This window comes from Priestia sp. SB1 (assembly GCF_038898415.1).
Genome location: NZ_JBBJSS010000003.1, coordinates 409,337 through 423,244 on the forward strand (window position 1 = coordinate 409,337; position 13,908 = coordinate 423,244).

Consider the following 13,908-nt stretch of genomic DNA (forward strand, 5'->3'; position numbering starts at 1 on the left):
ATCCTTTACGATTTTGAGAGGTTTTTACTTTTAGCGTACGCATTCACGCTGTACTGCACAAAATAAGTGGCGCTTTTCCATAGCGGCAGCCGTTCTTGCTTGCGCAGCAGCTTCCAATACCTCGTCGCTGCTTTCAGCTTGTTGCTAGAAACAGAGTGAGATACAAGACGGTAATAAGCAAGTGACTCTTGAATGCCGTACGCTGTATAGCCTTTTCTCAGCAGTGACAGCCAAAGCGCCGTGTCTTCTGGCTGAATGTTTGGCATTAAAATCCCGGAAATTTGTTTTTTATCAAGCATGACTGTCAAACAGCCGATAATGGTGTTACCCGCGAGCGTCTTGTAATCAACGCTTTTTGGAACGTTTACTTCAACACCTGTTTTTTCACCTTTTTCATTGATAATGCTGTAGCCCGTATAGGAAAAAGCACAGTTTTTTTCAAGCATAAAAGCGACTTGCTTTTTAAGTTTTCCCCTATGCCATAGATCATCACTGTCCAAAAAAGCAAGGAACCGTCCGCTTGCTGCGCTTATACCTTCGTTGCGTGCTGCTGCGGCTCCTGAATTTTTTGTGAGCTGAAGCAGCTGAATGCGTTGATCTTTTCTACTGAATTTCTTTACTACTTCAGCCGTTTCATCTGTCGAACAGTCGTCAATCACAAGCAGCTCCCAGTTGAGGTAGGTTTGCTGCTGAACGGATTTAATGGTGGATGAAATGAAGGCTGCGCAGTTATAGGCAGGTGTAACAATTGAAACGAGGGGCTGACCCGGTTGAGATTTGAAGTTATTCATTTTGCACTCTCCTCACGTTGATGATTTCGTAAATAGCCTGACAGCAGCGCTAAGTATAAAAAGAACAGCTCATTTACAATTAACGAAAGTGACATCATTTGAAGCAAAAAACCAATAAACGTTAAAAATAAGTAAGGTTCTTGTTTATGAATTTTTTGTTTTAAAAGCTGAAGCAACACAAGAAGTAAAAAACTAAAATATAGGCAAAAGCCAATCATACCCGTCTCTGATAAAATCTCTAAAAAAGTGTTATGAACGTACAGCGCTTCGCCGTAGTAAAACAAGTTATACTCTGAAAAGTTAAAAGCGCCGATTCCGGCAAACGGATGCGATGAAAAAAACTCGAATGCCCGGCTCCACAGCGAAAACCTTCCGCTTCCTCCGTCATGTAAAAAGTCATCGGCTCGTTCGGTTAAAATGGTGAACACGTTAAAATTCGTCATGAAATGAGCTATAAGAGCAAGTACACCAAATAAAAACACAAACGAAAGAACTGTTTTGAGACTGTTAAGCGACCGAGTAATAAGCAAATACAGAATCAACACGGCGACCATGGCAATTAATCCGCCTCGGGAAAACGTTAATACGCTTGCTAATGTACTCAGTAAAAGTCCGACTTTATTTTTAGTACTATCGCTATTGGTTAAAAAGTAAGTAAAAAACAGCGTATTATAAAATACGTAAATATTAGGATCGTCCAGTACGCCAATCAAACGCGGATAGCTGCGGTCAATCATTACGCCCCATTTAATAATTTCTACTTCGGAGGCAAATTGAAAATGAACGGCTTGAAGACCCGCAATGTAGAGCAGTAAACTCACGCCGTTAAAAAGAATGCCCGCTCCGGTTAACGCACGTTTGATACTTCCGCTATGAAACTCTGCTATCACATATTTCATTAAAAAGTAGCAGGCAAGGATAAGCAAAACGCCTAGCATAATACGAAGACTCGCTTCTGGATACAGAGAAAACGCTCCGGTCATACAGTAAAAAAGATAAAATAAAAGCAGCAGCACTTCATACGCCTGGAGCTTATAGACATAAAAAGAAGCAAAGCTCAGCAGCAGAAGCGCAAATAAAAAAATCATGTACGGCTTTAATGAAAAGCCAATATTGACGTTATATTTACTTAATGTAACAAGAACAAAAAGGCAAAACAAAACGGTCGGTTTTCGATTTTGCACGTATACACTATCCATTTTGTGCCTCCTTTCTGTTCTCTACGTTTAGTGGTTTGTTTTTTTGCAGGTATCCTAACGCTTGATTTCGCATCTCTTTATCTAGCAGCGTTAACAAAAACACAAGCAGCATGTTTACACACAGCGCAATAAACGGGTGCTGTGAAAATAGCAGCGTGGTAAATACAATTGTACTGCCAAATAAACAAACAAAAATCGGAAAGGTTTTACGCATGATGATCAGTCTTTCCGGATTACATAACCAGCAGCCAATAAATAAAATCCCTTCAATTAAAAGCGCAGCATACACGGCTCCTATCACAGAATAAGCGGAGCTTAAAAAATAGTAAAAAGCAATTCCCGATACAACAGCAATGAGCTGAACGCCCGTTCTTCTTCCTTGAAGTCCTTTTGTTGTTAAGCCGTCCGCTAGTGCTACGCTTAAGCCTTGGAAAATCAGCATGAGCGATAGCCACTTTAACGCATCTCCGGCTGCAGCCCATTTATCTCCGAACAATAACGACACGGCAAGATCGGATAAATGATAAAAAGGAAGCGCTGTTAGCATCCCTACTAAACTCATAAGCTTCACTTGAAGAATGTTTAATTCTAAATGTTTGTCTGTCTGCTGGTGATTATAATAGCGAAATAACACTGGATAAAAAGCACCTGCCACAATTCCTGGAACTTGATACAGCGCCGATGGAATACGGTACGCAACGGCAAACACGCCGACAGCTGCAAGCGGAATTGTATTTTCTAATACGATTGGCCCAAGCTGCGGCAGCAGCATAATCAGAAGTCCGCTTACAATAAATGAGCCGATATTTTTCAGCAGTCCGCGTTGAATTTTCTTTTTCAAATTAAACGATACTCTTTTCCCCACCATCCACAGACTGTACACCCCTGCTAAAAGATAGGAAAATCCAAACAAAAACGAAATAAAAAACGGGCTTGTATGCATCAGCATTCCAACCGTCAGCAGAACCACCAGCAAAAGAGCTGAATAGATTCGAATCGCTCCTAAGTGATGCATTTGTTCAGTAAGCTGAAAATACGTAATCCCGATGCTTTGCATTGCAAGGCCTGTTACCATCGGCACAATCAAGTAGTACATCATTTTTACAAGTGATGCTTCGTGATAAAACAAGGAAATCACTATATACGCCCCTGCAAACGTCGCAAGCAAAAGCAAAATTCTCATTTTCACATACGAGGATAAAAGATGATTCACGTCAGCTCGCTTTTTAGAGCCTTCACGAAGCACGGTGTTACTTAAGCCAACGTCTGTAAAGTAGCCTAATATCATCGCAAAAGCTAACGCTACGCTGAACCTTCCGTAACTAGCTGCGCTTAAATACTGTGCCAGCACGATAAGCGCAGCTGCGTTTAACAAACGTGATACAACGGTACTAATAAATAAGTGAACAATGTTTTTCCAAATGGAATTTTTCTTCATACATCCCTCTTACTCCATCGTCTTAGCAAATTGCTGAGCTAGCGTTTCATGGTAGTAGTCATACGTTTTGGCTAATCCTTTTTCAAGCGTAAAAGCAGGCGACCACTTCAATAATTTGATGCTTTCTTTATTGCACAGCCTGCTGTCTGCAATATCACCTTCACGCACGCTGTGGTAAACAGGTGTTAATTGACTGCCTGATATGCTTTTCATCGTGAAAAAAAGTTCGTTAATGCTGATGCTGCTGTTATTGGAAATATTAAACGTGCCGCACCCTTCATACTGAATAGCTTGTAAGCACGCCTGACTCACGTCTTCTACGTAAATAAAATCTCTTGTTTGACGGCCGCTTCCGTAAATAATTGGCTGCTGGTTCGTAACAAACCGGTCAAAGAAAATCGAAATCACGCCGCCTTCACCCTGCGAATTTTGCCGCGGGCCATACACGTTGCTGTAGCGAAGAATCACGTAGTCAATATCATACAGCTGTTTAGCAAGCTTTAAATATTCTTCAGACGTAAACTTTGACAGTCCGTACGGTGAAGCTGGACTGGTTGGGTGAGCAAGTGAAATTGGAGTAACGTTCGTATTTCCGTACACGGCTGCTGATGAAGCAAAAATGATTTTTTCGGTACCGTGCTTTTTGCATGCATTAATAATGTTGATCGTCCCTTGAATATTAACATTGGCATCATGATGAAAATTAGTAACGGAATGAGCCACGCTCACTTGAGCCGCTTGGTGAACAACATAATGAGGTTTAAACTCAGCAAATACTTTATCTAATTCTTCACTCACAATATCTCCGTAGTGAAAAGAAATGCCTCGATTTTCTAAATTTGCTATTTTTCCTGTTGAGAGATTGTCGATTACCTTTACTTCAAATCCGTTTTGATAAAGAAGCTCTGCCATATGTGATCCAATAAAACCGCATCCGCCTGTAACTAATACTCTTTTCATGTTATCCCTCTCCTATCTTGATCCGTCTCCTGTTACAATGACTCTTAGCGTTTTTATCATAATCTTCACGTCAAACCGTATATTCGTATGGTGAATATAGTAAAGATCAAGCTCCAGCTTTTCTGCTGGCGTTAATTCATATCCGCCGTTAATTTGAGCCCAGCCTGTTAGTCCCGGCTTAACGGCAAGGCGCTGGCTAAATGCAGGAACTGTTTTTTGAAATTCTTCTATAAATACGGCTCTTTCAGGTCGTGGTCCGACAATCGACATATCGCCTTTTAACACATTCCACAGCTGAGGCAGTTCATCGATTCGCGTTTGGCGAATCAGCTTTCCTACTTTGGTGACCCGGCTGTCATTTTTAACCGCCCACTGCGCTCCGTTTTTTTCAGCGTCACTATACATTGAACGCAGCTTCATGATGGTAAATGGTCTGCCGTTTTTACCTAAACGCTCTTGAAGAAAGAAAGGTGAACCCGGTGTTTCAATCATCACAATGAGCGCAAACAGCAAAATAACAGGCAGCAAAACCATAAGAGCCATAAACGAAATCACGATATCAAATATGCGTTTACACAGCGAGTAAAAAAGCGGAAATTCTTTTTTTAGCACATCGGAATCACCGGTCGTTTTCGAGACAATTTGATTCATCGTTTCACTTCCTTCTATAATAAAGTGAGGAGCTAGTGAGACGGACTCCAAATAACGCCTAGCACATGAATACGTGCTTTTTCCAGCATATTTTTCGTTTTAACAACGGCATCTAGTTTCGTTTTACGCTCTTCCACCATGAGCATGGTCGCATCGCATTTTGCTACAAGAATATGAGAATCTGTCTCTTCTAAAAACTGAGGCGTTTCAAAAAGAATCAAATCGTATTCTTCTTTCCATCTTTTTATGAGCTCATCAAAGTACTTGGAAACAAATAGTGTGGATGCGTTTCGAAAGTGAGATCCGGCTGGAAGCACGTCCAGTCCTTTATATGATGTTTGTTTAATGGGTACATATCGACCTTTCCCGTTTACTAATACATCCGTTAATCCTTCTGAACTTCCAAGGTCAAAGAGCTGATGAAGAGAAGGACAATGCACGTTTCCGTCAATAAGAAGAACGTTTTTCCCTTGTTCGGCAAATGAAATTCCTAGCTTTGCCGTTATAAGAGGCTTTTTGTCATTCAATTCCGCTGATGTGATTGTCAGGCATTTGACTTCACTATTCAGCAGCACCTCAACATTTTTTCGAATCATATTTGTTTGGTTGATGGTTTTGGCATCTTGATACAGTGAAAATGGATACTTTTTTTGTTTAAAACTCAAGGTTCTCCCTCCTTGCCTTTTCCTGATCACTGCCTTGCTTTTGGTTTCGCTTCATTTTTCGAGGCTCAAGCTCGATATGTCCAATAATCGGAAGTCCGATAAGTTCTTGAATATCTTGTTCATTTCGAACTGTGCTATCAAGATATTCTCTTAGCATCGCTCCCGCTATTCCTACTAACAGACTGACTAAGATAGTAATAGCTGCAACCGGCAGTGGCTTTGGGAATACTTTAAGGCTCTGCGACGGCTCGGTTAATACTTGAATGTTGCTTCCTTTCATTAACTTCATCGCTTGATCTTTTGAAAGAAGAGCTACTTTATTTGCGATTTCACTTACCGTTTTCGAATTCTCGTTTCTTACGGTAATCGTGACAAATTGAGAGTTTTCGTTATGATCAATCGTAATTTGTTCACTCAGCTTTTTATTAGAAACAGTTAACTTTAATTCGTCTTTTACACCGTTTATGATTATTGGACTTTTAATAAAATCGATATACGAAGAAATTAATTGAGTATTCAGCTGCGTAATATTAGCAATTTCATCTACATTTTTAGATGTTGCTTGATTAACAAGCACTTGAGTAGATGCTTGATACGTAGGCTTTAGTAGATAGAAACAGATAGTTGTGATGCTCATACTCGTAATGACTATGACTAAAAGCATCGTAAGCCATCTTCTTTTTAAAATTCGAAAAAAATCCTTTAGCTGAATTTTATCCTGCATCGTAAACTCACCTCCATACGCTTTATCTCTCTGTTACTTACGACTCACTGCTCCACCGAAAACAACTTTGTTTCTTGTGAGGAATTTCCCTAATCTGCTGGAAGGCTTTTCAACAAAATGATACGTGACGGAAGCCATCGCCAGTGATAAAAGGAAACAAATGCTTAGAATGCTCCAGTACGGCAAAAGTCCGTGTAACAAATACATAGCTGAAAACAGCACAATGAGATGAGTTAAATATAAGCTGTACGAAATCTTACCTAGAAATGACAGCACTCTTGTGCGTAAAACCTTTGAAGCTGCCGGCGATGCTAAAGCAATAATAATGAACATACAGCTCCCTAGCATCACTGCCAGATTACGGCATAAAAAGTTATTGGTGATGGCGTAATTCCCCATAATGCCTTCAGATAAATAACAGGTAAATGCAATCAGAACGATAAGCACCTTTTTAAATGTGCCAATTTTCAGATAAAGTTGAATAAAAAAATCTCGATATTTCGCCGTAACTGCACCCGCGGCGAATAAAAGCAAATAATGATAGGAAAGCAAGAAGTTCGTAGGTTCTAAGTTTGATTGATTAAGCAGTAATAGCGCTGATGATGAAACAAAAATAAAAAACAATAGCACCACGATTTTTTTTGCGTCCATTCGCAGCAAAAGAATCATTAACAGAGGAAAAATAATTGAAATTCTCATTTCATGAACAAGTGACCAAATAACATTGTTGTAAGCGTCTGTGTTAAATGTGCCAATTAAAAAGAAGTGCTGAAGAAGTAAATTTGGCGATTCATTTGTGATCCATGAGTTATTAAACCAGTGGCTTACCTGTGAGATCCCGCCTTGGCTAAATAAGATTTTGCATAGAATAGCCACACACACCGCAAACAAGTAAGGAAGATAAATTCGGCAAATTCTTCTTACAAGATAGTTCTCGTATCGAAAAGAAGAACGGCCATAAAACGGCAGTGCTAAAACAAATCCGCTTAAGACAAAAAACAAAACAACTGATTCATTTCCACTGCTGAACAATAGCCGCAGCGGACTCTCTTTTACCATGGACAGTAAAAAAGAAGAATCACCGTCATACCTATACTCACTGAAGCTTGGATAAATCATGAGATAATGATTTATCACAACAAAAAGAGCTGCTAATCCTCTTAACGCATCAAGTTCTACATATCTTTTTTCCATGTAATCTCCTATCCAAAATGTAATAAATGATGTCATCCCTTCATCGCACAGCGCTCATCTTAAATAGTGCTAGCATACTATATAAAACGTTCACTATAACGAATAAAAAGGTTATTAATCGACAAATATTCTTAATAAAGAACAATTTGTAAGTGAAGTATAGCATAATATACCTGCCCCAAAAATAGGTATTTACACTCATTTTATTCTTTATAAAGAACAAAATATTATTAATTTTATATTTTAATCTACACAATATGTACGTTTATGCGTTATAATGAACAAAAAATCCATAAGAAGAGGATGAACTGAATGTGATAGGGAACAAGATTAAGAATTTGCGACTAAAAAAAGGCTATTCTATTACACGCTTAGCTGAAGAAGCTAATATTTCAAAATCATATTTATCTCATTTAGAAAAAGGGTTAAACAATAATCCTTCCCTTCAAATGCTTGATAAAATCGCGTCTTCTCTTCATACAACGATTGATGACTTAATCGAAGGAGACATCAGTTGTCCAGCTCTAACTTCAAAACCAGTCCTCAATCTAGAATGGCTGCATTTAATTGAACGAGCCATTCAAGACGGCATGACCAAAGAAGAATTTATCGAATTTCAGTATTATTTAAAGTTCCGTAAAACAAACTGATAAATCCATTCATGAACGTTTAATTTTTTTGTTATAATCGACCTATTTCGACATATTTTACAAATATTATCTTGTAAAATAACTGTATACTAAGAATACTATTACAAATTATCCAGATAAGGGCAAAACTATTGAAAAATAGTGACGCAAAGCTTCAGGTCTAAGGCCGCTTTCGGCTATGATAGCTGGGTTCCCTGGCAAAGGGTGGATGAATCGTAATGAAAAAAGAACATGTATTATCAATCGATCAAGAGTGGGTAAGTCTTATGGAATCAGCCCGCAAGCTGGGTCTGACCATCGAAGAAGTCCGGAGGTTTTTGTCGGAGCTTAAGCGAAACTAAATTAAAAAAGCACGCTCTAATCAGAGCGTGCTTTTTACAGTTATTATTATTCTAAAAGAAAGTGAAACACACTCCTATTAAATACGAATTCCTTTTGGCTGACGCTGATCAAACGTATAAATCTCCGTAAATCCGCACTGTTTTGCCATTTCAACCGCTTCTTTCATATGAGCTCCTACCGTTTCGGCAAAGTGTGAATCAGATCCAATTGTTAAGATTTCTCCGCCTAAATCGCGGTACAGCCCAACAACTTCAAGTGCCGGCAATGCTTCGCCCAGCTTCCCTCTTATACCTGAAGTATTAATTTCAATTCCGATATTGCGTTCAATTGCTTTTTTCAAAATATCCGCAAGAATATCTTTGAATTGATGAAAGTCGTAAATACCATATTGCTCAAACGCGTAGCGCTTCATTAAATCTAAATGAGCCAATACGTCAATGTCGGCGTCGCTTACTAGCTTATACATTTCATTAAAATAAGCGCGGTAAATTGCTTCTTTATCGTTGAGTTCTAAATGTTTGCGAAGCTTGATGTTATTAATGTTATGCACCGAACCTAAAATAAAATCAAAGTTCTCTTGCTTGATTGTTTCCTGATACTTCTCTTTTAAATAATGCGGCTCACAAATTTCAATTCCTTTTTTTATCACTAGCTGATTTTGAAATTTATCTCTGCATTCCACTAGTTCTCGTTCATATTTATCAAAATCCATATGACCATACGTTGGGGCTAATGGATTTAATGAAAAGTGCTCGGTAAAACAAATTTCGTTTATGCCGTTTTTTACAGCTTGCTCGCACACTTCTTTCATGACTGCCTGTGAGTCAAATGAATTGTTCGTGTGATGATGGTAGTCTACTAGATACATAATTTAGTCACCTCTAGATCTATTATACATTTCTCTTGCCCTCACTGCACATAGAGACCCTTCTACCTCCTCCCCCAACTTTTTTCGTTCATAAAAAGAATTTCCACTAAAAAAAGATATTTTTCCTCTTCCAGTAATCCTTCTTTTCTTATAAACTAACTTAATATAGCAGATGTTCTGACATACAACTTGACATATAACTTTTACACAAAAGAAAGGAAATAAGAAATGGAATTTGAAAAAAGTTTTTCACAAACAAAAAGCCCCTTTCTGTCTTACTTAAGCTCTTATGCTAAAAAGATGAAAGGAGAACTAAAAGAAGAACCGAAAATCAATTATAGAGACGCGGTTGTTTCTTCAATCGGAGGCTTAATTGCGATTATCATCAGCAGCGCGATTGCACTAGCGCTTGGTTATCCAATGGCCCTTGCTCCGATTGGCGCAAGCTGCGTGCTTATCTTTGGCGCTCATAAAGGACCTTTATCACAGCCGCGCCACGTGCTTGGAGGTCACTTGCTTGCAACGGTTTCTGCACTTATTATTTGGAGTTTATTTCACCGAAGTCTTATTACAATTGCGATTGTGCTGGCTTTTGTTCTTATTTTAATGATTCTTACAAAAACCGTTCATCCTCCTGCTGCGGCTAGCGCGATTGTTGCAATTAATACTCAAGCAGGCTGGGGATATTTAGGTATTATTATGATTTGTGCGTGTGTAGTTGTATTAATTTCTACGGTGTATAACAATTTATTTCAGGATCGGCAGTATCCCAGGTATTGGGTTTGAGTAAAAGCTTTGGAATATAAAATTCCAAAGCTTTTTTTCTTTTCATTTATTTCACCAATAAAACTATTTTATGCCTTAAGCATCTTGTTTTAATTTTCAGAATTGTTTATACTCGAAACATCTTTGTTTTTCTAGGAAAACAAAGGAGGTGAATTTGCAGCACGGTCTATACATACTCAAGGGGGATTTTTATGTTGAAATTAATTGGGGTTTTGTTAGTGGCAGTAGGTTTTTTATTTCGTTTAAATACACTGCTTGTTGTGACTGTTGCAGGCATCGTGACGGGCCTTGTATCAGGTTTATCATTGCATGAAGTAATTACGATGTTTGGACAGTTCTTTGTCGATAACCGCTATATGTCTATGGCTATTTTACTTACTCTTCCTATCTTTGGCGTGTTAGAAAAATACGGATTAAAGGAACAAGCGGAAGTACTGATTAAAAAAGCGAAAAACGCTTCTTCTGGAAATGTTTTACTTATATATCTTTTTATCCGTGAAATCTCAGCCGCAGTTGGATTAAATATTGGAGGACATGCTCAATCCGTGCGTCCGTTAGTCGCACCTATGTCTGAAGGCGCTGCTCGTGCAAAATACGGAGAGCTTCCGCCTAAAGTAAAAGAAGATATTCGCGCTCATGCCGCGGCAGCTGAAAATACGGGCTGGTTTTTCGGCGAAGATATCTTTATCGCAACGGGTGGAATTCTTTTAATGAAAGGATTCTTCGACTCCGTAGGCATTCACGTTGACGTCTGGGATATGGCGCTTTGGGGTATTCCAACAGCTATCGCAGCGCTGTTGATCAGTGCTATTCGTTTCCGTCAGTTAGACCGGCGTATTCACAAAAAAATGACGAAGCACAAACCAACATCAGCTTCAAAGACGGAGGCGAGTTAAATGAAAAGCATCCTGACGCTTGATACGATTTACTACTTACTCGGTATTATTGTTGCTTTTATCGCAATTCGAATCGCACGCGATCATAACCATCCTAATCGTTTAGGATCTTCTCTGTTCTGGGCACTGTTTTCTATTACGTTTTTATTTGGCAACGTCATTCCGCCTTTTTATGTAGGGTGTTTAGTCATTATCATGGTGCTGCTTGCTTCATTCAACCGCGTCACTAAATCTAATGAAGCCGAAACGTCTGCTGAAGAACGAGTAGCTCACGCACAGCGATTAAAAAACAAAATCTTTTTACCGGCTTTATTTATTCCTATTTTTACGATTATCGGCACCCTTCTTTTTGGCAAAATTAAATTTGGAAACTGGGCTTTAATTGATCCAGAAAAAGTTACGTTAATTTCACTAGCAATTGCAGCTGTCATTGCGTTTATCGCTTCAATAGGTGTCACCAAAGCAAAAATGGACGTGCCTGTTAAAGAAGGAAGCCGCTTGCTTCAAGCAGTGGGCTGGGCGGTTATTTTACCGCAAATGCTCGCAGCTCTTGGCGGTATCTTTTCAAAATCAGGGGTTGGAACAGTCGTTTCGGATATTGTAAGTGATATTCTTCCGACTAACTATGCGTTTGTTGCTGTGCTTGCTTATTGTCTAGGAATGCTGCTATTTACAATTGTCATGGGAAATGCCTTTGCGGCGTTTGCCGTTATTACTGGAGGTATTGGACTGCCGTTAATTGTACACATGCACGGAGGAAATCCAGCCATTATGGCAGCACTCGGCATGTTTGCTGGCTACTGCGGCACGCTTCTCACGCCAATGGCAGCTAACTTTAATATCGTACCTGCCATGCTGCTTGAATTAAAAGACAAAAATGCCGTAATTAAAGCTCAAGTGCCGATCGCTTTATCCGTTTTTGTTGTTAATACATTATTAATGTACTACCTTGTATATCACTTTTAAAGGAGACTAGTAGAATGACAACTGTATTACTAACCGGCTTTGAACCGTTTGAAGGTGAAAGTATTAACCCGTCTTTAGAAGCTGTCAAAGCCTTAGACGGCGTAGCTGTCAAAGACTATCACATTATCGCTAAGCCTCTTCCTACTGTGTTTGGCGAATCAATATCAAAGCTTCATACGTATATAGAAGACATCAGCCCTTCTATCGTCATTTGCATTGGACAAGCAGGCGGCCGAGAAGGCATTACGGTCGAACGCGTGGCCATTAACGTAGACGACGCGCGAATTCCTGACAACATCGGCCAGCAGCCTATTGATCGCGCTATTATTGAAAATGGTCCTACCGCATATTTTTCGACACTGCCTATCAAAGCAGCTGTCGAAAACCTGCGCCAAGCAGGCATTCCAAGCAGCGTTTCTCAAACCGCTGGAACGTTTGTATGTAACCACGTGTTTTACGGACTCATGAACATGACTCAAAACTGCTGTATTAAAGGCGGATTTGTGCATATTCCTTATCTTCCTGAACAAGCTGTGAATCATCCAGGGAAAGCGAGTATGGCTTTGGATTTGATTGTAGAGGGATTGCTGAGTGTAGTGAAGACTACGATTTTGGTTGAGGAGGATGTTGTGGTTTCGGGCGGGACTACGCATTAAAAATAACATTTAAACGATACCATTATCTTATAAAAAATGACCTTACTCTACTTGGTAAGGTCATTTTACATAGTAAGACATTATATTCGATGCACTTATATTTCATTTATCTAGCAGTAATGAAACTATAATTTCAAATCAATATTTCCGCCTAGATGCGGTTGTGCGGCCTGTTGAAGTGCTTTTACATTGGAGTTGCTTATTAACTCTTGGACAGCTTCTCCTTGCTGTTTGGCGTTTCCCATTGCTATTTTCATCACTGATAGAGAAGCTTGCTGTTGGACTTTCCCTTGGCTCAATGACATTGACATAAGTGCAATATCCATAGGACACTTCCTTTTTTCAATACAAACTTGTAGTTAGCTATATTCTAATAAACAAAAACCTTTATATTTTTACATAAAAGAGGCTCCAGTAACACCGGAGCCCCTTTTAAATAATTTAAAATTAACGAAGAAGTTGTAATACTCCTTGTGGTTGTTGGTTCGCTTGCTTTGCGACTGTACCTTTCAGTTACAGAATAGACTATATCTTCATCCATGTTTTTTCATGGAGCTGGGCACTTCGAACAGTTTTCACTGCCCTACGAGATTCATAGCCATAGTTTTCACCTTAGACCGTATTCTCTAGTCGTTGAACCTTCTCCAGAGTTTCCTCACAGGAGCTTGGCTGCTGATTGTCCATTGTAGCATCTTTATCATTTTCAAACCGTCACGCTGATCATTTATGATTACGTTGTGGTTGATAAAGCTTTAGGAAGTTCCAGCAGTTCACCCAGTTATACTCTAGCTCGTTACCAAACTAGACGCCCTTTAATCATTATCTCAAAAGTTGTAAAACTCCTTGAGGCAGCTGATTAGATTGAGCCAACATTGCTTGTGCTGCTTGACCAAGAATTGAATTCTTCGTTTGGTTCATCATTTCTTTCGCCATCGTGCGAACATTTACTTTCATAAATGACCAGACTATATCTTCACCCTCTTACAGAAGTAGGGGTCGGGCACTTCGGATTCACAATACTGATGGATATTGTTTCACCTATGGATTTCATCATCGTAGCTTTCGCCTTAGATGGTCTATCCTAGTCGTTGAACCTTCTCCACTCTTTCGAAACAGGAGCTT

Annotated in this window: 18 protein-coding genes and 1 riboswitch; of the genes, 7 read left to right on the forward strand and 11 right to left on the reverse strand. The window is 39.3% G+C overall.

Annotated features, from left to right (window positions below; all coding sequences use genetic code 11):
* Nucleotides 1-5: 5 nt before the first annotated feature.
* From WKH56_RS12650 to WKH56_RS12685, 8 genes are read right to left on the reverse strand one after another with little or no spacing between them, the layout of a single operon-like run.
* Nucleotides 6-791 carry a glycosyltransferase family 2 protein gene (locus WKH56_RS12650; protein ID WP_342835722.1) on the reverse strand — a complete coding sequence of 262 codons (786 nt, stop codon included), beginning with the start codon at nt 789-791 and terminating at the stop codon, nt 6-8.
* Entirely contained in the window at nt 788-1,990 is a 1,203-nt protein-coding gene (locus WKH56_RS12655) for an O-antigen ligase family protein (RefSeq protein WP_342835724.1), read from the reverse strand. The genes WKH56_RS12650 and WKH56_RS12655 overlap by 4 nt, the downstream gene beginning before the upstream one ends.
* Entirely contained in the window at nt 1,983-3,428 is a 1,446-nt protein-coding gene (locus WKH56_RS12660) for an oligosaccharide flippase family protein (protein WP_342835726.1), read from the reverse strand. Before WKH56_RS12660 ends, WKH56_RS12655 begins: the two co-directional genes overlap by 8 nt.
* 9 nt (nt 3,429-3,437) lie before the next feature.
* Nucleotides 3,438-4,388, reverse strand: a complete 951-nt coding sequence (locus WKH56_RS12665) for an NAD-dependent epimerase/dehydratase family protein (RefSeq protein ID WP_328173322.1) — start codon at nt 4,386-4,388, stop codon at nt 3,438-3,440.
* A gap of 12 nt (nt 4,389-4,400) precedes the next feature.
* Nucleotides 4,401-5,039 carry a sugar transferase gene (locus tag WKH56_RS12670; protein ID WP_342835731.1) on the reverse strand — a complete coding sequence of 213 codons (639 nt, stop codon included), beginning with the start codon at nt 5,037-5,039 and terminating at the stop codon, nt 4,401-4,403.
* Between the two features lie 32 nt (nt 5,040-5,071).
* Complete coding sequence (locus WKH56_RS12675) at nt 5,072-5,704, reverse strand: CpsD/CapB family tyrosine-protein kinase (RefSeq protein WP_342835733.1); 633 nt, start codon at nt 5,702-5,704, stop codon at nt 5,072-5,074.
* Nucleotides 5,694-6,428 carry a YveK family protein gene (locus tag WKH56_RS12680; protein ID WP_342835735.1) on the reverse strand — a complete coding sequence of 245 codons (735 nt, stop codon included), beginning with the start codon at nt 6,426-6,428 and terminating at the stop codon, nt 5,694-5,696. Before WKH56_RS12680 ends, WKH56_RS12675 begins: the two co-directional genes overlap by 11 nt.
* Nucleotides 6,429-6,461: 33 nt before the next feature.
* A complete protein-coding gene (locus WKH56_RS12685; RefSeq protein WP_328249197.1) occupies nt 6,462-7,622 on the reverse strand; it encodes an acyltransferase family protein in 1,161 nt (386 codons plus the stop codon).
* Nucleotides 7,623-7,936: 314 nt separating this feature from the next.
* On the opposite strand from WKH56_RS12685, the gene WKH56_RS12690 reads away from it, so the two are divergent.
* Complete coding sequence (locus tag WKH56_RS12690) at nt 7,937-8,272, forward strand: helix-turn-helix domain-containing protein (RefSeq protein ID WP_034264053.1); 336 nt, start codon at nt 7,937-7,939, stop codon at nt 8,270-8,272.
* 111 nt (nt 8,273-8,383) lie between these two features.
* A riboswitch (cyclic di-GMP riboswitch) is annotated at nt 8,384-8,470 on the forward strand.
* A 68-nt stretch (nt 8,471-8,538) separates the two neighbouring features.
* A complete protein-coding gene (locus WKH56_RS12695; protein ID WP_232216945.1) occupies nt 8,539-8,613 on the forward strand; it encodes a hypothetical protein in 75 nt (24 codons plus the stop codon).
* A gap of 77 nt (nt 8,614-8,690) precedes the next feature.
* Here WKH56_RS12695 and WKH56_RS12700 read toward each other — a convergent pair whose 3' ends face one another.
* Complete coding sequence (locus tag WKH56_RS12700; RefSeq protein ID WP_342835742.1) at nt 8,691-9,482, reverse strand: histidinol-phosphatase HisJ family protein; 792 nt, start codon at nt 9,480-9,482, stop codon at nt 8,691-8,693.
* Nucleotides 9,483-9,782: 300 nt separating this feature from the next.
* Between WKH56_RS12700 and WKH56_RS12705 the strand changes: the two genes are divergently transcribed.
* From WKH56_RS12705 to pcp, 4 genes are all read left to right on the forward strand, one after another.
* Nucleotides 9,783-10,268 (forward strand): HPP family protein, encoded by a 486-nt coding sequence (locus tag WKH56_RS12705; protein WP_342835744.1) that lies wholly within the window; start codon nt 9,783-9,785, stop codon nt 10,266-10,268.
* A gap of 191 nt (nt 10,269-10,459) precedes the next feature.
* Nucleotides 10,460-11,164 (forward strand): DUF969 domain-containing protein, encoded by a 705-nt coding sequence (locus WKH56_RS12710; RefSeq protein ID WP_098366676.1) that lies wholly within the window; start codon nt 10,460-10,462, stop codon nt 11,162-11,164.
* Nucleotides 11,165-12,130, forward strand: coding sequence for a DUF979 domain-containing protein (locus tag WKH56_RS12715; RefSeq protein ID WP_342835749.1), 966 nt, complete (start codon nt 11,165-11,167; stop codon nt 12,128-12,130).
* A gap of 14 nt (nt 12,131-12,144) precedes the next feature.
* A complete protein-coding gene (gene pcp, locus WKH56_RS12720; RefSeq protein ID WP_342835751.1) occupies nt 12,145-12,786 on the forward strand; it encodes a pyroglutamyl-peptidase I in 642 nt (213 codons plus the stop codon).
* A gap of 125 nt (nt 12,787-12,911) precedes the next feature.
* On the opposite strand, the gene WKH56_RS12725 is transcribed toward pcp, so the two are convergent.
* Entirely contained in the window at nt 12,912-13,112 is a 201-nt protein-coding gene (locus tag WKH56_RS12725; protein WP_342835753.1) for a YjfB family protein, read from the reverse strand.
* A gap of 493 nt (nt 13,113-13,605) precedes the next feature.
* Nucleotides 13,606-13,740 (reverse strand): flagellin, encoded by a 135-nt coding sequence (locus tag WKH56_RS12730; protein WP_372455427.1) that lies wholly within the window; start codon nt 13,738-13,740, stop codon nt 13,606-13,608.
* A 2-nt stretch (nt 13,741-13,742) separates the two neighbouring features.
* Between WKH56_RS12730 and WKH56_RS12735 the strand changes: the two genes are divergently transcribed.
* Nucleotides 13,743-13,871, forward strand: a complete 129-nt coding sequence (locus WKH56_RS12735) for a hypothetical protein (RefSeq protein WP_342835755.1) — start codon at nt 13,743-13,745, stop codon at nt 13,869-13,871.
* The last annotated feature ends 37 nt before the right edge of the window (nt 13,872-13,908 follow it).

Coding starts and splice junctions, on each gene's coding strand:
- WKH56_RS12705 (WP_342835744.1), top strand. CDS start 9,783: ATGAAAGGAGAACTAAAAGAAGAACCGAAAATCAATTATAGAGACGCG.
- WKH56_RS12680 (WP_342835735.1), bottom strand. CDS start 6,428: ATGCAGGATAAAATTCAGCTAAAGGATTTTTTTCGAATTTTAAAAAGA.
- WKH56_RS12730 (WP_372455427.1), bottom strand. CDS start 13,740: ATGAAAGTAAATGTTCGCACGATGGCGAAAGAAATGATGAACCAAACG.
- WKH56_RS12650 (WP_342835722.1), bottom strand. CDS start 791: ATGAATAACTTCAAATCTCAACCGGGTCAGCCCCTCGTTTCAATTGTT.
- WKH56_RS12655 (WP_342835724.1), bottom strand. CDS start 1,990: ATGGATAGTGTATACGTGCAAAATCGAAAACCGACCGTTTTGTTTTGC.
- WKH56_RS12700 (WP_342835742.1), bottom strand. CDS start 9,482: ATGTATCTAGTAGACTACCATCATCACACGAACAATTCATTTGACTCA.
- WKH56_RS12710 (WP_098366676.1), top strand. CDS start 10,460: ATGTTGAAATTAATTGGGGTTTTGTTAGTGGCAGTAGGTTTTTTATTT.
- WKH56_RS12715 (WP_342835749.1), top strand. CDS start 11,165: ATGAAAAGCATCCTGACGCTTGATACGATTTACTACTTACTCGGTATT.
- WKH56_RS12735 (WP_342835755.1), top strand. CDS start 13,743: ATGACCAGACTATATCTTCACCCTCTTACAGAAGTAGGGGTCGGGCAC.
- WKH56_RS12670 (WP_342835731.1), bottom strand. CDS start 5,039: ATGAATCAAATTGTCTCGAAAACGACCGGTGATTCCGATGTGCTAAAA.
- WKH56_RS12685 (WP_328249197.1), bottom strand. CDS start 7,622: ATGGAAAAAAGATATGTAGAACTTGATGCGTTAAGAGGATTAGCAGCT.
- WKH56_RS12665 (WP_328173322.1), bottom strand. CDS start 4,388: ATGAAAAGAGTATTAGTTACAGGCGGATGCGGTTTTATTGGATCACAT.
- WKH56_RS12660 (WP_342835726.1), bottom strand. CDS start 3,428: ATGAAGAAAAATTCCATTTGGAAAAACATTGTTCACTTATTTATTAGT.
- WKH56_RS12725 (WP_342835753.1), bottom strand. CDS start 13,112: ATGGATATTGCACTTATGTCAATGTCATTGAGCCAAGGGAAAGTCCAA.
- pcp (WP_342835751.1), top strand. CDS start 12,145: ATGACAACTGTATTACTAACCGGCTTTGAACCGTTTGAAGGTGAAAGT.